The 18,506-nt window shown below is 67.6% G+C and carries 18 protein-coding genes; 7 read left to right on the top strand and 11 right to left on the bottom strand.

What is annotated here, in order from left to right; all coding sequences use genetic code 11:
• Positions 1-50: 50 nt before the first annotated feature.
• Positions 51-1,160, bottom strand: a complete 1,110-nt coding sequence (gene menC, locus ROY82_13055) for an o-succinylbenzoate synthase (GenBank protein MDT3683390.1) — start codon at positions 1,158-1,160, stop codon at positions 51-53.
• Positions 1,161-1,422: 262 nt separating this feature from the next.
• On the opposite strand from menC, the gene ROY82_13050 reads away from it, so the two are divergent.
• Both ROY82_13050 and ROY82_13045 read left to right on the top strand, forming a co-directional pair.
• Positions 1,423-2,856 carry an acyclic terpene utilization AtuA family protein gene (locus tag ROY82_13050; protein ID MDT3683389.1) on the top strand — a complete coding sequence of 478 codons (1,434 nt, stop codon included), beginning with the start codon at positions 1,423-1,425 and terminating at the stop codon, positions 2,854-2,856.
• Entirely contained in the window at positions 2,853-3,185 is a 333-nt protein-coding gene (locus tag ROY82_13045; GenBank protein MDT3683388.1) for a DUF4387 domain-containing protein, read from the top strand. Before ROY82_13050 ends, ROY82_13045 begins: the two co-directional genes overlap by 4 nt.
• 249 nt (positions 3,186-3,434) lie before the next feature.
• Here ROY82_13045 and ROY82_13040 read toward each other — a convergent pair whose 3' ends face one another.
• Complete coding sequence (locus ROY82_13040) at positions 3,435-3,656, bottom strand: cold-shock protein (protein ID MDT3683387.1); 222 nt, start codon at positions 3,654-3,656, stop codon at positions 3,435-3,437.
• Between the two features lie 376 nt (positions 3,657-4,032).
• On the opposite strand from ROY82_13040, the gene ROY82_13035 reads away from it, so the two are divergent.
• Positions 4,033-5,286: a hypothetical protein gene (locus ROY82_13035; GenBank protein ID MDT3683386.1), complete on the top strand. Its 1,254-nt coding sequence runs from the start codon at positions 4,033-4,035 to the stop codon at positions 5,284-5,286.
• A 159-nt stretch (positions 5,287-5,445) separates the two neighbouring features.
• On the opposite strand, the gene ROY82_13030 is transcribed toward ROY82_13035, so the two are convergent.
• The 9 genes from ROY82_13030 to ROY82_12990 form a co-directional block, all read right to left on the bottom strand.
• Positions 5,446-6,789, bottom strand: coding sequence for an NAD(P)/FAD-dependent oxidoreductase (locus tag ROY82_13030; protein ID MDT3683385.1), 1,344 nt, complete (start codon positions 6,787-6,789; stop codon positions 5,446-5,448).
• Entirely contained in the window at positions 6,786-7,751 is a 966-nt protein-coding gene (locus tag ROY82_13025; protein ID MDT3683384.1) for an aldo/keto reductase, read from the bottom strand. The genes ROY82_13030 and ROY82_13025 overlap by 4 nt, the downstream gene beginning before the upstream one ends.
• A 21-nt stretch (positions 7,752-7,772) precedes the next feature.
• A complete protein-coding gene (locus tag ROY82_13020) occupies positions 7,773-10,217 on the bottom strand; it encodes an EAL domain-containing protein (GenBank protein MDT3683383.1) in 2,445 nt (814 codons plus the stop codon).
• Between the two features lie 128 nt (positions 10,218-10,345).
• On the bottom strand, positions 10,346-11,314 hold the full coding sequence (locus tag ROY82_13015) for a hypothetical protein (protein MDT3683382.1): 969 nt from the start codon (positions 11,312-11,314) through the stop codon (positions 10,346-10,348).
• Positions 11,311-12,765, bottom strand: a complete 1,455-nt coding sequence (locus tag ROY82_13010) for a rhodanese-like domain-containing protein (GenBank protein ID MDT3683381.1) — start codon at positions 12,763-12,765, stop codon at positions 11,311-11,313. The genes ROY82_13015 and ROY82_13010 overlap by 4 nt, the downstream gene beginning before the upstream one ends.
• Positions 12,766-13,205: 440 nt before the next feature.
• The gene (locus ROY82_13005; protein MDT3683380.1) at positions 13,206-14,045 is read right to left on the bottom strand and encodes a nucleotidyl transferase AbiEii/AbiGii toxin family protein; all 840 of its coding nucleotides are present in this window, start codon (positions 14,043-14,045) and stop codon (positions 13,206-13,208) included.
• Positions 14,042-14,641: a type IV toxin-antitoxin system AbiEi family antitoxin domain-containing protein gene (locus tag ROY82_13000; protein MDT3683379.1), complete on the bottom strand. Its 600-nt coding sequence runs from the start codon at positions 14,639-14,641 to the stop codon at positions 14,042-14,044. The genes ROY82_13005 and ROY82_13000 overlap by 4 nt, the downstream gene beginning before the upstream one ends.
• A 257-nt stretch (positions 14,642-14,898) precedes the next feature.
• The gene (locus ROY82_12995; GenBank protein MDT3683378.1) at positions 14,899-15,273 is read right to left on the bottom strand and encodes a type II toxin-antitoxin system death-on-curing family toxin; all 375 of its coding nucleotides are present in this window, start codon (positions 15,271-15,273) and stop codon (positions 14,899-14,901) included.
• The gene (locus tag ROY82_12990; GenBank protein MDT3683377.1) at positions 15,270-15,500 is read right to left on the bottom strand and encodes a hypothetical protein; all 231 of its coding nucleotides are present in this window, start codon (positions 15,498-15,500) and stop codon (positions 15,270-15,272) included. The genes ROY82_12995 and ROY82_12990 overlap by 4 nt, the downstream gene beginning before the upstream one ends.
• Before the next feature lie 283 nt (positions 15,501-15,783).
• On the opposite strand from ROY82_12990, the gene ROY82_12985 reads away from it, so the two are divergent.
• The 4 genes from ROY82_12985 to ROY82_12970 all read left to right on the top strand — a co-directional run bounded on the left by ROY82_12985 (position 15,784) and on the right by ROY82_12970 (position 18,437).
• Positions 15,784-16,047: a type II toxin-antitoxin system prevent-host-death family antitoxin gene (locus ROY82_12985; GenBank protein MDT3683376.1), complete on the top strand. Its 264-nt coding sequence runs from the start codon at positions 15,784-15,786 to the stop codon at positions 16,045-16,047.
• Positions 16,044-16,421, top strand: coding sequence for a type II toxin-antitoxin system VapC family toxin (locus ROY82_12980; GenBank protein ID MDT3683375.1), 378 nt, complete (start codon positions 16,044-16,046; stop codon positions 16,419-16,421). The genes ROY82_12985 and ROY82_12980 overlap by 4 nt, the downstream gene beginning before the upstream one ends.
• A 218-nt stretch (positions 16,422-16,639) precedes the next feature.
• Positions 16,640-17,533: a LysR family transcriptional regulator gene (locus ROY82_12975; protein MDT3683374.1), complete on the top strand. Its 894-nt coding sequence runs from the start codon at positions 16,640-16,642 to the stop codon at positions 17,531-17,533.
• Positions 17,526-18,437 carry a BadF/BadG/BcrA/BcrD ATPase family protein gene (locus tag ROY82_12970; protein ID MDT3683373.1) on the top strand — a complete coding sequence of 304 codons (912 nt, stop codon included), beginning with the start codon at positions 17,526-17,528 and terminating at the stop codon, positions 18,435-18,437. Before ROY82_12975 ends, ROY82_12970 begins: the two co-directional genes overlap by 8 nt.
• Positions 18,438-18,506: the final 69 nt, after the last annotated feature.

Genomic DNA, 18,506 nt, shown 5'->3' with positions numbered 1-18,506 from the left:
ATGCCGGCCGTCCGGCGGCCAGCGGCAGCACAAGCCGAATACCCTGACCTTCAGTCGGGCTTCAGCGCTTGCACTCGCTGCGTGATCCTCTCGACCATGTCGCGCTTGAGCGTCACGCCTATGCCCGCGCCGCTGGGCACCTGCTGCACCCCGTTGACTGCCTCGAGGGGCTCCTCCACGATGTCCTCGTGCCAGTAGCGGCTGGAGCTGGAGGTGTCGCCCGGCAGCGTGAAGTTGTCGAGCGTGCTGACGTGGAGGTTGTGCGCGCGGCCGACGCCGCTCTCGAGCATGCCGCCGCACCACACGGGCGCCCCGAACGTCTTGGCCACGTCGTGAACCATGCGCGCGGCCAGGTAGCCGCGCACGCGCCCGGTCTTGACGTTTATGACACGCCCGGCCCCGATCGCCAGGCCCTTGCGCGCGTCCTCGGCCGAGTGGATGCTCTCGTCCAAGCAGATGGCCGTGCTCAACTGCGACTGCAACTCAGCGTGGTCGATGAGGTCGTCGTACGCCAGCGGCTGCTCGATGTAAGCCAGCCCGAACTGGTCGAGTTCCTGTAGGCGCGGGGCGTCGTTTAGGCGGTAGGCCGAGTTGGCGTCGACCGACAGGTCCATGTCCGGCAGCGCCGCACGCACCGCGCCCACCATCTCCACGTCCCAACCGGGGGCGATCTTCAGCTTCACGCGCCGGTAGCCGAGCTCGGCGTTCATGACCGCCAACTCGACCGTTTCCTCGATCGAATCCTGGATGCCGAGCGAGATGCCGACGGGGATATCGCGCTCGCGGCCACCGAGGAGTTGCCAGAGCGGCACGCCGAGCAACCTTGCCTGCAGGTCCCAGAAAGCCATCTCCACGGCGGCGACCGCCATGTTGTGCCCGCGGATGTAGCGCAGTTCGTGCAGCAGCTCCGCTGCGGTGGCGAACGAACGGTCCAGGACCAGCGGCGCGATGTACTGCTCGATCACGCTCCAGGCGGTGTCGACCGTCTCGTAGGAGTAGCCGGGGTACTCGCCGGCAACGCACTCGGCGATGCCCTCCACCCCGCCGCCGTAAAGCGTGACGAGCACGATGCGGCGGTGCTGCTCGACTCCGAAGCTCGTGCGGAACGGGAACTTGAGGCTCAAGGCCACTTCGCGCAGTTCGATGCGTTCGATTCTCATGGCAGTCCTGTCTCCCGCGCCGTCGCGGGCCGAAAGCGTTCATTAGCCCGTCGCCGGGCAGCTCGACGCTCTGCGTCGTCGCAAGGCTGAGGATACCGGGCAGGGTCATCGGCCAACTCAAGGTGAACGCTCGCTTCCGGGCCGACGCCATTGTCCGAGCAAGCTACCGTTTCTGCAACAATTGATGTAAGATGGGGAATCTTGCAACAGGGCTTGTCGTGGGGTCTCGCCTTCACGACACCGGCTCGCGAGAGGACCCGCCATGAGCAGCAGTTCCGGTTCGACCCTCAGATTCCTCTGTCCGAACGGACACCTGGGTTTCGCGCCCATCAAGGTCGGTAGTTTCGACCTGGGCGTCGCCACGAGCCCCGATTTCATCCTGGCCGACTCCGGCTCCGACGACATCGGCCCCGGCCCCCTGGGGAGCGACACCTCGACGAGCCCCGCCGAGTGGCAGCGCCACGACCTCGAGAAGATGCTCGTCGCGGCTCGGCGGCTCGGCGTGCCGATGATCATCGGTTCGGCCGGCGACACCGGCAGCAACAGCCGCGTAGACCTCTACGTCCAGATGATCCGCGACATCGCGGCGGAGCACGGGCTCGCGCCGTTCCGCCTGGGCTACTTCTACTCCGAGGTGCCTAAGGAGTACCTCCGGACGAGGATGCAGGCCGGCGACGCCGTCACGGGCCTCGACGGGCGCGACGACCTCACACTGGACGAACTAGAAGCCACCGACCGCGTGGTAGCCGTGGCGGGCGTGCACCCGTACATCGAGCTGCTCAACCGCGGCGCCGAAGTGATCATCGGTGGGCGCAGCTCGGACGCGGCCATCTTCGCCGGCCCGGCGATCCGCGCCGGCTACCCCGAGAACCTGTCGTACTACCTTGGCAAGGTCCTCGAGTGCGCTTCCTTCAACGCCGAGCCGTACGCCGGCAAAGAGACCGTCATCGGCGAGATCAGCCATGAGGACGTGAAGGTGACGGCCATGCACCCCGACCAACGCTGCACCATCGCGTCGGTCGCCGGGCACGCCATGTACGAGCGCTCGAACCCCTACTTCGAACACGTCGCGGGCGGTACCCTCGACATGACCGACTGCCACTACGAACAGTTCGACCCCAAGACGACGCGGGTCACGGGTCCGCGCTTCGAGCCCTCGGAACACGTCCGCGTCAAGCTCGAAGGTTCGGGTAAGGTCGGTGAACGCTTCATGGGCTTCGCGGGCGTGCGTGACCCGTACACCATCGAGCGCATAGACGAGGTCATCGACTGGGCCAAGCAGCAAGTGGTGGAGCGCTTCGGCGACCCGGCCACCGGCGGCTATGAGCTCCATTACCAGGTGTACGGCCGCGACGGGGTGATGGGCGACCTCGAGCCGCTACGCGATCAGACCGGCCACGAGCTGGGGATCATGGTGTTCGGCGTGGCGCCGACCGCCGAGATGGCGGAAGAACTCACCCTCACCGGAACCCGACAGATGTTCTACGCGCGGCTCCCCGACGTGAAGGGCACGGCCGGCGGCGTGGCCTTCCCGCTCGACGAGGTCGTCAGGGTTGGGGCCGCCTACCGCTGGACCCTGAACCACACCATCGGGGTGGAAGATCCCATGGAACTCTTCGACCTGCACACCACCGAAGTGAGCGCCTCTACTCCCGCAGGCGCCGGTGCGGCCCGCAGTCCGGAGGTAGCCCGATGAGCGACCGGACCACGAAGCCCCTTTCGGAGCTGGCCAAGACCGTGCGCAGCAAGAACGCCGGCGTCGACCGCATCACCTTCGACATCATCTTCAACGACCGCGACAACTACGAGATGGTGAAGCGCAGCGGCGTCATCAACCGCGAGTCGGTCGCCAAGCTCTACCGCATAGACCCCGCGCGCATCACCGACTTCGTTACCTACGACCCGGCGTTCGCCATCAAGTTCACGATCCTGCGCTCGCGACCCAGCGGCAGCGCCGGCGACGGCGACATCTTCGGCGCCCAGCAGTACGCGCCGCTGCTCGACTTCGTCATCCCGCTCGACTGAACAAGCCGGCCCGACCGGAACATCCCGCACGATCAGATGTTCTCGCTCGTCCAATTGTTCCCCCTCGACCGAACGATCGCGCACTACCGAACGTTCCCCCTCGACCGAGCAGACCCAGCCCGAGCGCCGATACGCGATAGAAGAACCGGGGCCCCAAGTGGGGCCCCGGCGCTGGGTTTAACCTAACGGTCGCGGTTCTCCAAGGCCTTGGGCCCGGGGCGCCGCAACGCGCGGTGAATCAGCTCTAGATCAGTAGTTGCTTGCGGGCTTGGTGACCGTGACGTCCACGGCCTGTAGGCCCTTCTGGCCCTGCTCGACGCGGAACTCGACCTCGTCGCCCTCGTTGAGGTTACGGAAACCGGAACCCTGGATGGCGGAGAAGTGAACGAAAACGTCCTTGCCGCCGTCGCTCTGTTCGATGAAGCCGAAGCCCTTTTCGCCGTTGAACCACTTGACTTTGCCTGTTGCCATGTTGTCTTGCCTTACTGCTAAAGCTCTGTTTAGCGCTTGAATTTCCGAGCCACTTGGCCCGAGTTACAAGAAAACTGATTCAGCTTTCTGGGAACAACGCACTCTACACCATTACTGCCAAGATTGCACCCCCCACCCCGACATAGGGCCCCAAGTCTTCGGAGCACGACGACGTCGACCGGGCGCCGAATCGCCGCAACGGATCTGCCGACTCTTACCGTTTCGTGACACTTGCCTTCGCAGTCGCACCGATAATGCGCCCAGCATGGGGTAGCACGAATCACCGACGCCGCCCTGCACCCCCTTTGCCTGCACGCCTCATCGGCGCCGCCCCAAGTTAAGTCGTAATTTACCCACCACCGGCCAAGCTGGTGGCATGAAACGCTTTCGCCTACCCCTGCTGTCGTTCGCCGCTGCCGCAGTCCTCATCGTCGCAGCGTGCTCTCCCTCCCAACGCCCTCCGACCGGCCCGGCGCTCACGCCGGCGGGCCCCGTCGATGTCCGCGTAGGCACCGGGGTTACGTTCAGCGCGGGGGGTTTCGCCGGCCCCGTCGAGTGGGCCGTGAATGACGTAGCGGGTGGGGCGGCGGCAACGGGCACCATCGCGGCGGGTCGCTACCAGGCCCCCACGCGCGTGCCGCTCGAGCCCACGGTGACGGTCACTGCCACGAACGAGACCGATCCTGGCGAGAAGGCCAGCGCCTCGGTCACCATCACTGCCCCGGGAACCCTGTACGTGTTCGACACGACGGTCCACGTCTATGGCAACCTCGACACCGTCGGCGGCAACGTCGCTCCCGACCGCAGCTTCACTATCGCCGGAACCACCTCGGAGTTCTTCGACATGACGCTGGCGCCCGCTCTAGACATGGCGTTCATCAGCACGGCTTTCAATACGCCCAGGATCTTCCGGTTGGACAACATCTCCACCGCGAGCGGTGAGGTCACGGGCACGTCATTCTCCACCCTCACCTACGATGACCCGGGCGGAATGGCCTACGACCATACGCGTGACACCCTTTACGTGATACTCGACGGAGCACTCGCTGCCTACGAGGGGGCCTCGACGGCCCCAGCCGGCACGGAGCCGACCCGCCTCGTGGCGGGGCCAAGCCTCGACGTCATGTTCGACACCGATAACCCTCGGCTCGCCCTGGACGTCGACGCCGACCGGGTCTTCTTCTCCAATGCCGACGCGACGCTCGTGGGGATCTACGACAACGCGTCCCAGATCGACGGCGAGGTGGCGCCGGACCGGACCATCACCGTCGATGGGCCCACCGACTTCTTCTGGGGCATGGCCTACGACGCCTCACGTGACCAGCTCTACCTCGGCGACCAGAAGACCGGTGTGGGAGTCTACGTGATCGCTAATGCCTCCACGGCGAGTGGCTTGGTTGCGCCCGCTCGAAGCATCGGCGGCCCCGCGCACCCGATCGTCGGCGCCTCACAGGTCGCTTACGACGTCGCCAACGACAGGCTGGTGGTCATCGACGCCGACGGCGACAGCGTGAAGATCTACGACAAAGCCTCGACGCTCGACGGTGACGTGGCGCCCTCGCGCGTCATCGGAGGAACCCAGGTGCCGCTCGATTACCCGTTCGGCGGCTACCTCGACCCGACCCAGTGAACTAGCCCGAGTCTCCTTGGCCTCCCCGGCCTTTGCCAATGGTCGTCCTCGAACGGATGAGGTCCCCCGCCCTACCGAGCACGTGGTAGAGCCGAAGCCTAGCCGCGAACCGCACGTTGGGGTGGCGCGTTCGCGATGCGCACGCCGCGGGGCGGACGCTCAAACCATGTAGGCCACGTCCGAGGCCTCGCTGGGGTGGACGAGGATGCTCCTCTTGAGGTCTTGCGCCGTGAGGCCGTGGCGGATCGCCAGGGCGAAGATGTCGATCACGTCGCCGGCGCGGTCGCCCAGCAGGTGGGCGCCGAGGATGCGGCCAGTGGCCCTCTCCTCGATGACCTTGTAGCCGGCGTGTTCCTGGCCGGTGCGGCGGGCCGAGTACCAGTCGTGCGTGTCGGCGTGACGGACGGTGACCTCGAGGCCGCGCGCGCGGGCCTCGCTCTCAAGCAGGCCGGCGCGCGCGAGGGCAGGGACCGTGAAGACCACGCTGGGCGTGCCGCGATAGTCGGGCGTCGCGTCCTTGCCCAAGAGGTTGGCGGCCACGACGTAACCCTCGTGGCTGGCCACGGGGGTCAGGGGCCAGCCCGCGGTGTCGGCGCCGTCGCCGGCCGCGTAAACGCTCGGGTTGGTGGTCGACCTCAGGTGATCGTCCACGCTCACGCCGCGCTCCGCGTCGAAGGCGATACCAGCGGCCTCGAGGCCCAGCCCGTCGAGCTCGGGCACCCGCCCTGCCCCGTGCACCACGAGATCGGCGTTGATCGTGGCGCCGCCGCTGGTGCTCACCCGGAAGGCCGAACCCGAACGTTCGACCTTGGTTACGTCCTGTTCCAGCTGAACGTCGATGCCCACGGCGCGGCTCGCCCGCACCAGCGAGTCCACTAGCGCGGGCTCGAAGCCCGGCAGGGGACGCTCGTTGCGGTCGAGAACGGTGACCATGGCGCCGGCGCGCGCGGCTACGTGCGCGAACTCGAACGACACGTAGCCGCCACCCACGAAAACGACGCGTTTGGGAAGGTCGTCGAGGTCGAGGAAGTCGGTGCTGGTGACGAGGTGCTCCGCCCCCGGGAACGCTAGCGTGCGCGGCCGCGCGCCGACCGCCAACACGATGTGCTCGGCCGTTAGTATGCAGCCATCCAGCTCCAGTTCGTTCGGGCCCTTGAACCGGGGGCCGCCGTGCAGCGTGGTTACGCCGCTCTTCTCGAGGGAGCGCTCGACCCTACCGGGCACGTTATCGGTGAAGGTGCGCTTGAAGCTCATGAGCGCCGGCCAATCGATGGCCAGCTCGCCGGTAACGCCGTTCGGCCTCATGCGGCGCGCCCAGTCGGTGACTTCGGCGGCGCCCACGAGGACCTTCTTGGGGTCGCAGCCCCGCAGCATGCAGGTGCCACCATACGGTCGGGTGTCGATGATGGCGACGCTCTTGCCGGCAGCCGCCGTCTTGTGCGCGATGACCTGGCCGGCCGTGCCGGCGCCGATGACGACGATGTCGTACCGCTGGCGGGTCATGAGGCCTCCTCGCGCCGGTCGTGCGCCAGGGGCACTTCGGGGGAGAGCGCCGTGATCTCGTCGCGCATTGCCCCTGCCATCACGAACTCGGCGGCCGCCAGCGAAGGCTCCAACTGCTCCACGCTGCGCGCGCCCACGATGGCCGCCGTGACCGCCGGGTGCGAGGTGCACCAGGCAACCGCCAGCGTCACGGGGCTTACGCCGCCGCGCTTCGCGTACTCCACGAAGCGTTCCGCCGTCTCCTCGTAGCCCTCCTGGCCGTAGCGGCGCTTGTAGCGCTCGTTCTCCGTCAGCCGCCCGGCGGCGCCGGCAGCGGCGTAACGCCCGCTCAGCAGCCCCGCCCCCAGCGGGCTGAACGTCATGACGCCGAGCCCCTCCGACTTGGCCATGGGGAGGATCTCGACCTCCGCCTGGCGTTTCACCAGGTTGTACATGGGCTGGATCAGCGAAAAGCGCTCCAGGCCGCGCCGCTCGGAGATGCCGAGGGCCTTCATGTACTGCCACGCGGCGAAGTTGCTGGCCCCGACGTAGAGGACGAGGCCGCGCCTGACGAGGTCGTCGAGCGCGCTCAGGGTCTCCTCCAGCGGCACGGCCGCGTCGAACTGGTGCAGCAGGTAGAAGTCGAGCCTGTCGGTGCCCAGGCGCTTTAGCGACGCCTCCACGGCGCGCACGATGTGCCGCCTCGACGAACCGCCGGCGTTGACGCCGGGGAAGCTGCGCCCGAAGACCTTGCTGACGATGACGAGCTCGTCACGCCGCCCCCTGATCAGGCCCCCCACGATCTCCTCGGTGCGGCCGGCGTTGTAGACGTCCGCGGTGTCGATGAAGTTGACGCCGGCGTCCAGGCTCCGCCCGAAGATGCGCCTCGACTCCTCCTCGTTCGCCTCGCCCCCGAACGTCATGGTGCCGAGGCAGATGCTCGAGACCTTGACTCCGGTGCGGCCTACGTTCCTGTACTCCATGCCCTCGTCCCTCGTTGTCCACTAAACCTGGACGCTGCCGCGCGCCAGGAGGCCGCCCAGCTCCTCGGCGGGGGCGGGCCTACAGATGAGGTAGCCCTGCGCCTCGTCGGCACCGAGCGTTCGCACGGCCTCCCACTGCGAGCGCTTCTCTATGCCCTCCGCCACCACGGTAAGGCCCATGCTCTTGCCGAGCGTGACGATTGCCCGCACTATGGCCGCGCCAACCTGTCGATCGGCATTCCGCTCCTCGCCGCCGGCCAGGTCCTCCAGGCCGATCTCGTTCATGAAGGCACCGTCGACCTTCAGCGTGTCGATCGGGAAACTCCGCAGGTACGACAGGTTCGAGTAGCCGACCCCGAAGTCGTCGAGGGCAACGCGCACCCCCATGGCGCGCAGCGCCGACAGCCTCGCCACGCCGCCCAGCACGTCGGTCATGGCCACCCGCTCCGTGACCTCGAGTTCGAGGGTCTCCGGGCCCAGGCCGGCGCTCTCGAGTGCCGCAGCCACTCGTTCGACCAGGTCCGGCATCGTCACCTCGCTGGCGCTGAGGTTGACTGCCACGCGGAAGCCGGTGAGCCCGCGGTCGCGCCAGTCGCTTAGCTGGCGCAGGGCCAGGTGGAGCACCCTTCGCCCCAGCGGGTGGATGAGGTTGGTGCTCTCGGCGAGCGCCATGAACTCGCCCGGCAGCACGAGCCCGCGGCCCGGGACCTGCAACCTGACCAGCGCCTCGAGACACATGATCTGCCCGCTCCTGGTGTCTATGCGCGGCTGGTAGTGGAGCAGCACCCGATCTTGTTCGAGCGCCCCGCGAAGCGCTTCCTCGAGCCTCAGGCGGCCGGCGGTGGCCTCCTCCATCTCGGGAGTGAAGTGAACGAGGCGGTTCTTGCCGCGCTGTTTGCCGTGGTACATGGCGATGTCGGAGCGCCGCAACAGTCCCTCGGCGCTGCTCCCATCGTGCGGGTAGGTGCTGACGCCGATGCTGGCCGTGACGTTCACGAGGTGCTCGCCTATCTGGAAGAGGTCGGAGAAGGCCCGCGAGGCGCGCTCCGCCAACTCGTCGGCGGCCACCCTCGCATCGGTGCCACTCACCAACATCGTGAACTCGTCACCGCCGAGGCGCGCCAGCACCTGCCCCGGCGCGAGGCAGTCGCCCAGGCGCTTGGCAACGGCCACCAGCACCCTGTCGCCCGCGGGGTGCCCGAGCGAGTCGTTCACCGGCTTCAGGTTGTCGAGGTCGAGGAACAGCACGGCCAGTTCCGTCTCCGTCGCGGCCGCCTCGGCCAGGGCCTCCTCGAGGAACTCCTGGAAGTGCGCCCGGTTGGGTAGGCCCGTCAGCGAGTCGGTGAAGGCGGAGCGCCGCAGGCTCTCCTCGAGGGTCGCCCGCTTGATGAGCAGGCCGGCATAACCGGCGTACAGCCGCGCGGCCTCGACGGACTCGTTGGTGAAGTCTTCGGCGCTGCTGAAGTTGTCGAGGGTGAGGAAGGCGGCCGCCGGCGAGCCGTCCACCGAGATCGGAACGACGAGCGCCGCGCGTATCTCTTCGGCGCGTCCATGGGCCACGAGGGCCTCCACTTCCGCCGGCGTCAGGTGCGTGTCCATCTCGGGGGCCACGACTATCCGTGGGTGCGGGTCACCATGGGGGTGGCCGAAGCCCACTCCAGAGGCGGAGAAGCGCACCTTGCCGATGGCCTCGTAGTCGTAGCCGTTCACGGCCGCCAGGCCGTAGCGCCCGTCGTCGCCGCGCAGCAGCAACGAACCCGCCTGCGCTCCCGGGATCGACTGCACCGCCTGATCGAGCATGCGCTGGTAGAGGCCCGGGCCATAGGCGGTGAGCAGGCCCTGCTCCATCACCTGGATGATGCCGCGGCGGAACTCCGCCATACGCTCGAGGCTCCGCTCGCGCTCGTGAAGGTCCTCTAGGCGGCGGCGGCTCGTGGCGGCGACCTCGGCCAGGTGAGCCGCCACGCGCACGTAGGCGCGCTCCTCGGCGGTCGGCCCCCGGGGCTCGACGTAGTAAACGGCGAAGGTGCCGACCACCGCGCGTTCAGGGGTGAGCAGCGGCGTCGACCAGCAGGCCCGCAGCCCGTGAGCCAGGGGCACCTCGCGCAGGCTCTCCCAGCGGTGGTCGGTTGCGATGTCGGTTGCCACCACCTCTTCTCCCAAGTAGGCGGCGGCGCCGCATGAGCCCACGTCGGGCCCAATGGGCCGGCTGCAGAGCTCGTCATTGAACTCCGCCGGCAGGCTCGGCGCCACCGAGCCGTAGAGGTGGCCCTTGTTATCGAGCAGCAAGACCGAGGTGCGCACGCCGTCCAGTTGCTGGTCCAGGAACCGCGTGATCTGGTCGAGGACCTCGCTCAGCTCGGCGCCGCCGGCGATCAGCTCGAGAACACGGGTCTGCGTGTTCTGGAGCAAGCGTGCCTTGTTCGCTCCGTCGCGGCGGTCGTGCGGGTCGCGAGTGATCTCCATGCGAGAGTCCGAGCGGCTAGAGGCCCAGGTTCGTCACATTGTCGCAGACGACTCCGCCAGGAACTTACCGATATGCCACATCGGGTGCTCCACTCGAGCGCCGCGCCGGGTAGGGTCGGCCGGTCAGTTCACTCGACCGACCTGATGCTCACGCTACCCACGCCGGCGTCTATTTCGAGACTTACAGTTGCCGGCTGCCCCGCCACGGCGGCCGGGCTCAGGTAGGAGTTGCCGCGCTTCTCGAACCCTCCACCTACCCTCACGGAACCGATGCCGGTATCGATGCGGGCCGTCAACGCCAGGCTCCTCGGCACGAGTATCGTGAGCCCGCCGACGCCACCGTCGACGCTCGCGTCGAAGGACCCGGTGCGAGGCAGCGTCAGCGTGACACCGCCAACGCCCGCGTCGAGCGCGAGTCCTCGAAGGTTGGCGTCACTAAGGTCGAGTTGCAGGTTGCCGACGCCGGCATCGACCATCAGGTCGGTGGGTAGGTCTTGGTTCAGTTCCAGCCGCCACTCGCCGGCACGAACGCTACCGAACTGGAACGGCAACCAGCCGGTTCCGCGTGATCTCAGCGTCACCTCGAGCGTGTCGCCCCGCCTGACCGACTTCTGGTCGAGCCTCTCGTTGCCCGCAAGCTGCACGGTGCCCCACAAGACGCTGTTACCGCTACCACTGGTGAGGTCGAGCGGGCTCACTCCCAGGTCGAGCACCACACGTGACTTGGTGGCCCCACCCGCGGGGAAGTCGACGGAGACGGGTTCTGCTGGGGCCCCACCCACGCCGCCCGAGAAGGCGAGCACGACGGCCACGCCGATGGCCAGGGAGATGACGAGGAGGCGGTACTTGCCGCGCGTGAGCATGTCGGCGCCGACGGCGATGAGCGCTATGGGCCAGAACGACCAGATTCGGCCCAGTCCACGCCAGAACCCTCCCAAGTCCATGCCGAAGTTGCCTGCCAGCAGTAACACGCCCACGATCACGAGCAGGATGGGCCACCAACTGTTGCGGCGCTCGTCGCCCGGGGGCCGATCATGGTGGTGGGGCGGCTCCTGGCCGCTAGCTCCGCCGGGTCTTTCGGATCCCTCGTCGGTCATATCGTCACCGTCCCGTTCTTCTCGCCCGATGCCGCCGCATGGGCGCTCCAGGCCTGGTAGCTACCTTCCAGTTCCACGACGTTGGAGAAGCCCCTGTTCCTGAGGGCGCTCGCCACCAGGGCCGCGCGCTCCCCGGACAGGCAGTAGACCACCAGCTTCCCCCGTCGCGGGAACTCATGACAGCGCCCGAGGAAGTTTGCCGCGGCCAGTTTCCGGGCGCCCGGCACGTGCCCGAGCACGAACTCGCTCGTGTTGCGCACGTCGACCAACTCGGCGCCGCCCAGGGCCGCGAGGGCCCCAGGAGCGACGAGGGGTAGCGGCGCGAGGTCGAGCCCCTCGAGCGACGTCACGTAACCCTCGACCTCGTCTATCCCCACGTACGAAAGCCGGTCGCGCAGCCGCGCGGCATGCGCCTCGTCGGCGGCGAGCACGACCACCGGGCGTCGGTCGGCCTCCGGGTCGATGACCCACGCCGCGTACGTGGCGAACGAGCGGCCGTTCGGCACCGCCAGGGCACCCGGCACCGATCCGGCCCACTGCTCTACCACCGGGCGAGTGTCGAGGAACATCACGTCACGGTTTACCCGCCCTCGCAACTCCGCGCCGGAGAACCTGCGCATGGGGCGCCGGTCGGCCAGCAGTGGGGGACCGTCGCGGTTGACACGCTTCATGCGCCCGAAGTAGTCGGGCGCCTCGGGCTGCCCCTCGAGGAGCGTCGCCACGAAGCCCGCCTCGTCGCCCGAGGCGACGTATGCGGACCACCAGGAGGTGAGACGCTCGTAGCCGAGCGTGCTATTGGCGACCGCACCGAGCGCCTTGCCGCAGGCGCTGCCGGCGCCGTGGCCCGGCCAGACCTGCAGGTGCTCCGGCAGGGCCCTGAGTTTCTCGAGGCTGGAGAAGAGTTGCCGCGCCCCCTCGAAGCGGGTGTCGTTGCCGCCGGCCACCGCGTCGAGCAGGTCGGGCCGGCCGACGTCTCCCACGAACAGGAAGTCGCCGCTCAGGAGGTGGGAGGGCACCTGCGAGCGTTGCGTGTCGGTCACGAGGAAGGACAGGTGCTCTGGCGTGTGGCCGGGCGTGTGAAGCGCCTGGAGCGTCACGTTGCCGACGCGGATGACGCCTTCGTCCATGAGCTCCTCGTGCTCGAACCCGTAGCGCCACTCGGTGCCGCCCTCGCCCGAAAGGTAGAGCCTGGCGCCGACGCTTGCCGCGAGCTCGCGCGCGCCGGAGACGTAGTCGGCGTGGACGTGCGTGTCGGTGACGGCCGTGATGCGCAGGCCCCGCGCCGCCGCCTCGTCCACGTAGTGGTGGACGTCCCTCCGCGGGTCGACGACCACCGCCTCGCCCGTCGCCTGGCAGCCGATCAGGTAGCTACCCTGGGCCAGGTCCTCGTCGTAGAAGTGCTTGAAGTACAAGTCGAACCCTCCTAGGTGGTGCCGCTGCGGGCGCAGCACGGACGTTGCCGCAGGGTATTACGTAGACGCTCCTATCCTAGTCGGGTTGAGATTTCACGGGGAGCTTGGGGCGAGCGGATGAGGTAGCAGAGTTGGTCGTAGGGCTCGAGTTCGTCTGGCTGGCGCGTTCCGCGCCGGTGAGCGCCGGCCCGGGATGCGAGGAGATGATCAGCTCGCGGCCGTGGTGGTCGTGGCGGAGTTGTCTGTGTTCCCAGCGGGTTGTCCTCGACACCAACGTCATCATCTCCGGATTACTACGGGCGGGTAGCCTACCCGGTTTGCGAGGAAGTTGCTAGAGATCCTGAGGTAATAGCGGTTGGGCATGACCGTGGTTGTTGCGACACCACCCAGATCAGGTGCCTAAGTCGTCCCCTGGGGGTTCCCCTAACGGTCGGTAACCGGTTGAGGGGCTATGGCTTTGCGGAAGGTTTGGCGTTTGGCTATTGGAAGCCGGACAAGAATTCTTGAAGTATGGCGTGGGCCTCAAGGGGGTCGCTCACCGAGAGCCCTACTTCGTGGGCTAACGCCGGGAAGGTTTCCTGCCATTCGGTGGGTGGTGGAAGCAGGACTAGCGGCAGTGCCTGCCTTTCGTAGCGCTCGAACGTCGCTGCGAGGCTGTCGCGCAGCAAGGGACTTGGTTCTAGTCCCTGGTCGATGAGTAGGATCATGTCTACGAGGTCTTTGACCCGGGTGCGGATCGCGCGCGGTGCGGTGTAGGCGTGCAGTTTCTCGGCGAAGTGGTCTTCCACCGGGTAGACAGCGAAGCGGGGCGTGGCGATGCCGGCAAAGGTCAGGTCGATGCGCCCGGGGATGTGGTCGGGTTCGCGAATCGTGACGTCTCCCTGGCCCACGTCGAGCGGGAAGCTGGTGAAGCGGCGGCCTGCGAGTATCGCTTCGACTCTGAACCTGTGGCCGCCTTGGGGCGGGCCGGTGAGTGCGCCTCTGGAAGTGGGGGCGCTGAGCCTGAACTCGAAGTAGTCACCCAGGTCGCGCTCAGCTGCCGTCTGCAGCTCGTCGAGCAGGTCGGGGTATGGGGGTGGCGGTACGTTCAGGTCCAGGTCGCGGGTGGTGCGGGCGCGGCCGGGGAAGCGGAGCTCGAGGGCGTAGCCGCCTTTGAGCACCCAGCGCTTGGTGTCGTCGTGGAAGAGTCTAGCGAGGAAGCGTTCGAACGCCACACTGGTGCGAAGGCGGTTAGGATCCACGAGGTGCTCGGCTCGCGCCTGGTTGGTCAGGCGCTCTTCGAGCGCCCGGCGGAAGCCGCCGGCGGTGCGGTAGATCATGGAAGTCCGGTGCTGGCGAAGCGCGCCTTTACTTCTTCGGGGGCTTCACTCACCGCTTGTTCCAGGACGCTCTTGCGGATCAGGCCTTGGCTCAGCGCGTCTTGTACGGCGGTGGCTAGGTGTTCGGCGCTCAGCGTGGAAGCCGCGGCGTCGAGCAGGGTGCGCAGGGGCGTTGTGATGCGGTACCCGTCACGTTCGGTCACGTCAGATGCAGTCAGTTCCTGGCGGTGCAGCTTGACGCCGGCGGGTGGTTGTTTCCGGAAGCTTTTTGGGACGGTGATGTGGGTCTTTGCGGGCATTGTGTCGCTAAGTTCGTAGGCTTGGAGGGCGGTTTCGTGGGAGATGGCGGCTTGGGTGTTGCCGTTTCGGTCTCGGCTCCACAGCATGAGTCGTACGTAGTGCTCGTCGGCTGTGCGGGGGAACCGCTCGAGCCGGTAGATGCCGTGGCCTTCGCGCCGCCAGTTCCCGGCCTTGTGATGGTAGTGCTGGGAGGCACGGCTGTAGCCGGCCTGCAGGGCCTGCGAGGCAGTGAAGTAGCCGGCTTGCTGTTCCGCGATGTCGTAGAGCTTGGAGCGGGGCTCGGTCTGGGCGGTCATCACCACTAGTTTACACGAATATCAAAATAATTGTGACTATTGCGTTACGTCTCTTCGTCTGGTGAGCGAGCTGCCGCGCCCCCGTGCGCGGCTCGCGTCGAAGCAGTCACTCCTAATCGTGGGCTTATCGATCCAGGCTTCTCTCGGTGGCTATAACGGGAGTGGCCGCCAGCCGAAACTCTCGGGAAAGGGGGTGCCCCCCATGGGCGTTTTCCATACTGTTCGTGGGCTACTCCAAAACTGGTTGGATCCTGGCGTTACAGATCCGTTGTGTTCCCGCGTAGCCACACGACGAGATGGTCAAGAGCGAAGGTTGCCGTGGCGTAGAGCCCGTTGATGAACTCGTACGTGTCACCCGCGCTGGCGGAGATTCGGAAGCCGTTTATTACGAGGAATGTATAAGCGGCAGCAAAGGCGGTTCGCTTGTTCCCGTCTACGAACGGGCGGCTTTGCGCCAGGCTCTCCCATAAGGCAGCTGCCTCCTCGATCGTGTCTGCGTAGTAGCCGGTTTGGGGGCGGAACAGGGCGGCTTCGAGGACGCCCATGTCACGTACCCCGCTCGCCCCTCCGTAACGTTGAATCTGATCCTCGTGAATGGCGAGAACATCCGCGAGCGTGAGGTAATCGGTCACTCAGCAAGCTTCTTGTAGAGGTCCCCGAACCTTTCGTGGCTCGCTTGGTAAGCGGCCATGACGTGGGGGCGTGGTCTTTCCTGCCGACGCTTCTCGAGTAGATCGCTGAGCGCCTCATCAACGAGCGCCTGAATCTGGCGGCCTTCACTACGAGCGAGGCTCCGGATCTCGGTCAGGATCTGCGCGTCGACTTGGGTTGCGAACTTCTCGCGAGTCTGGGTGGCCATGAGTGTCTCCTGGTAAATCAGTGCCTTCGATCATGATGCATCATGATGGCCTTGAAGCCGTAACCCATCGCACAGCGGCGCTTGCTACGGTCCCTGCCGACCATGGCGCGATAACGTGAGGTGGTGTTCACGGATGGAGCGCGCCGCGGCATGGTTGCGGTAGAGGTGTCGTTTTCTGGAGCGACGGCCGCCTGGAGCGGCAAGCCCAGGGGACTGCACTGGCCAGTAGACCAGACCAGGCCAGACCAGGCCAGGTCTACGCTATGATGCGCTCGGAGGCAGTATGACTGCGCCAACCGAGGTACGCACCATCACCGAAGCCAAGGCGAACCTCTCTCGCCTCATCGCAGCCGTAGAGCGGGGCGAGGTGATCGTCATCGGCAGGGCAGGAAAGCCAGTGGCGAAGCTGGTGCCTTACGAAGCGGACGTCGAGCCACGCGACCTTTCCGCGGGCGAGTGGAAAGGTCGAGTTCAGATGAGCGACGACTTCGACGAACTTCCCGCCGAGTTCATGGAGCATTTCGAGCGCGGCTCGAATCCGTCTTGAATCTTCTGCTGGACACTCACGTGTTCTTGTGGCTCGCGGGAGGGATCCAGCCGTTATCGCAGCGAGCGGTTGAGGCCATGACGGATCCCGGTAACGTCGTTTACGTAAGCGCGGCTACCGCCTGGGAGATAGCCATCAAGCGTGGCATGAGGAAGCTGACGGCGCCTCATGACCTCGCTGCAGAGATCGAGCGGCTCAGGTTCAAAGCGCTTCCAATCACCATCGCGCATGCCGAGGCCGTAGCGGCGTTGCCACGGGTGCATAACGACCCGTTCGACCGGCTGCTGTTAGCGCAGGCGGTGACGGAAGAGCTCCACTTAGTTACTCGCGACGCCGTGATGCGGGAGTACGCAGTGCCGATCATTCGAGCATGATCTCGGCGGCAAGAGCCGTCTCGTAATCAACGTCTCCCAAACCCCTCCTCGCACGGGTTTCATAAGACCTTGCGTAGGCGGGTAGTTCACAGAATCAACTGTCATGGATTCAGTTCGTCAAGTCGGCGTGGTTGGGCTGCGCCCTTTCCGCAGTCTGGGCGGGGAGTTTCGATTCCACGATTGAGCCGGCACGTATGCGCAACGTGCATAATGGGCGCATGCCGCGAGTCCCGGACGCCGAGCACCTCCTCACGCTCCTGGCCGTGGCGGAGGCCGGCAACGAGAGCGCCGCCGCCGAGCTGCTGGGCGTGGGGCAGTCCTCGGTCAGCCGCCGCCTGGCGGCGCTGCAGCAACTGGCGAGCGGACCGCTGACGCAGCGCACGGCCGCGGGCACGCGGCTTACCCCCGCCGGGCAAGCGTTGCTGGGGGCCGCTCGCGAGGTGCGTGCTGCACTGCGCGAGGCGGGCGAGCGCCTCGACCCCGAGCGGAGCACCGCGAAGACACTGCGCTGCGGGCTGAGCCCCCACCTCGTACCGCTGCTTGGCGGCGCCCTGACGGCCGACGGTGCGGCAGGGGTCCAGCTCGTAGAGGGGCACTCGGCCGACCTCGTCGCCGCCGTGCGCCGCGGCGAGCTCTCGGCCGCCTTCACCCTGGCGGCGCCCGCCGGAGGCGAGCCGGGGCTGCGCTTGGCACCCATAGGCGAGGAGCGCGTCGTGGTCGCGGCTCACCCCAGCGAGCCGGCGGTCAGGCACGACGGCGCCGACGCCGGCCTGCTCGCCCAGGCGCGCTGGTTGCTACCCTCCGAACCCAGCGCGGTGGGCGAGCGCGCCCGCCTGCTCCTGCGGCGTGCCGGCCTCGCCGCCGCCCACCAGGCCTCCATCCCGAGTCCGACCGCCATGCGGGCGGCGGTCCTGGCTGGAGCCGGGGTGGGCGTGGTCCTCGCGTCCGAGTTGCGGGCCGAGGCGGCGGCCGGCTGGCTGACGATCGCCAAGCTGCCCTTCGCCGCGGAGGGCGAGGACCAGATCCGCGTCTGGCTCGTTACCGCGGACTCCGTGGAACCAGGTCGGGCTACCCTCATCGAGGGGCTCGCAGCCGAGGCCATGAGTGTCTGATCGGGCCGCCTTCCTGGGCATCGACGCCGGTGGCTCGAGCACCAGGTGGTTGTTGCTGGACGCGGCCGGCGAGGAGCTGGCGCGCGGCGCGGGTGGACCAGTGTCCGCCATCCAGCTCGCCACGCCAGAGCGGGCGGCCGTTCTGGAGCGCCTCACCGCCCTGCTGCGCCAGGTTGCCGCCACGGCCACGCCCGCGCGCGTGGTCGCGGGCGTCACGGGCCTCGAGCCCGACTCCCCCGACGCCGGGTTCTTGGCGACCACCATCGCCGAGGCCCTCCAAATGCCGCAGGCGGCCGTGAGCGTCATGCCCGACATCCACACCGCCTACCTGGCCGCGTTCCGGCCAGGCGAGGGTGTGCTCGTGTACGCCGGCACCGGCAGCGTCGCCTTCCACCTGGCCGCAGACGGAACCGCCATCCGCGCGGGTGGCCACGGCTACCTGATAGACGACGCGGGGGGCGGCTACTGGATCGGACGCGAGGCGCTGAAAGGCGTCCTGCGCCGCTGGGACGAACAGGGGGCGGCGCCAGGCGGCCCGCTTGCGGCCGGCATCTTCGCTGCGCTCGGGGGCGATGACTGGAACACCATCCGCCGCGAGGTCTACGGCGGGGGCAGGGCCAGGTTGGCGGCGTTGACGCCGGTGGTGTCGCTGGCCGCGGCCCGGGGCGACGAGCAGGCCCGCCTCGTCCTGGCCGCTGCCGGCACGGAGCTGGCCCGCTTGGCCCGCATCGTGAGTGGTCGGGTGGGGCACGCACTGCCGGTGGTGCTGGCGGGCGGCGTGGCCCGCTGCGGGGCGCCCCTCACCGACGCGCTGGCCGCCGCCCTGCCTTCGGGCACGCGGCTCGGCGTCACTTCGCGAGAGCCGGTCGAGGCCGCGGCCCGCCTGGCGCGGGCGCAAGCGTGAGGGCGACGGCGCAAGCGTGAGGGTGCGGGCGCAAGCGTGAGGGCGACGGCGCAAGCGTGAGGGCGCGGG

Origin of the sequence: Truepera sp. (genome assembly GCA_032027045.1) — a bacterium.
In the GTDB taxonomy this organism is placed as follows: Bacteria; Deinococcota; Deinococci; order Deinococcales; family Trueperaceae; genus JAAYYF01.
The sequence above is the reverse complement of the archived record's forward strand: the minus strand, read 5'-3'. Positions and strand labels throughout refer to the sequence as shown.

What these genes read in the sequence shown, in the direction of transcription:
- menC (MDT3683390.1), bottom strand. Translation starts at nt 1,160, where the DNA reads ATGAGAATCGAACGCATCGAACTGCGCGAAGTGGCCTTGAGCCTCAAG.
- ROY82_13050 (MDT3683389.1), top strand. Translation starts at nt 1,423, where the DNA reads ATGAGCAGCAGTTCCGGTTCGACCCTCAGATTCCTCTGTCCGAACGGA.
- ROY82_13045 (MDT3683388.1), top strand. Translation starts at nt 2,853, where the DNA reads ATGAGCGACCGGACCACGAAGCCCCTTTCGGAGCTGGCCAAGACCGTG.
- ROY82_13040 (MDT3683387.1), bottom strand. Translation starts at nt 3,656, where the DNA reads ATGGCAACAGGCAAAGTCAAGTGGTTCAACGGCGAAAAGGGCTTCGGC.
- ROY82_13035 (MDT3683386.1), top strand. Translation starts at nt 4,033, where the DNA reads ATGAAACGCTTTCGCCTACCCCTGCTGTCGTTCGCCGCTGCCGCAGTC.
- ROY82_13030 (MDT3683385.1), bottom strand. Translation starts at nt 6,789, where the DNA reads ATGACCCGCCAGCGGTACGACATCGTCGTCATCGGCGCCGGCACGGCC.
- ROY82_13025 (MDT3683384.1), bottom strand. Translation starts at nt 7,751, where the DNA reads ATGGAGTACAGGAACGTAGGCCGCACCGGAGTCAAGGTCTCGAGCATC.
- ROY82_13020 (MDT3683383.1), bottom strand. Translation starts at nt 10,217, where the DNA reads ATGGAGATCACTCGCGACCCGCACGACCGCCGCGACGGAGCGAACAAG.
- ROY82_13015 (MDT3683382.1), bottom strand. Translation starts at nt 11,314, where the DNA reads ATGACCGACGAGGGATCCGAAAGACCCGGCGGAGCTAGCGGCCAGGAG.
- ROY82_13005 (MDT3683380.1), bottom strand. Translation starts at nt 14,045, where the DNA reads ATGATCTACCGCACCGCCGGCGGCTTCCGCCGGGCGCTCGAAGAGCGC.
- ROY82_13000 (MDT3683379.1), bottom strand. Translation starts at nt 14,641, where the DNA reads ATGACCGCCCAGACCGAGCCCCGCTCCAAGCTCTACGACATCGCGGAA.
- ROY82_12990 (MDT3683377.1), bottom strand. Translation starts at nt 15,500, where the DNA reads ATGGCCACCCAGACTCGCGAGAAGTTCGCAACCCAAGTCGACGCGCAG.
- ROY82_12985 (MDT3683376.1), top strand. Translation starts at nt 15,784, where the DNA reads ATGACTGCGCCAACCGAGGTACGCACCATCACCGAAGCCAAGGCGAAC.
- ROY82_12975 (MDT3683374.1), top strand. Translation starts at nt 16,640, where the DNA reads ATGCCGCGAGTCCCGGACGCCGAGCACCTCCTCACGCTCCTGGCCGTG.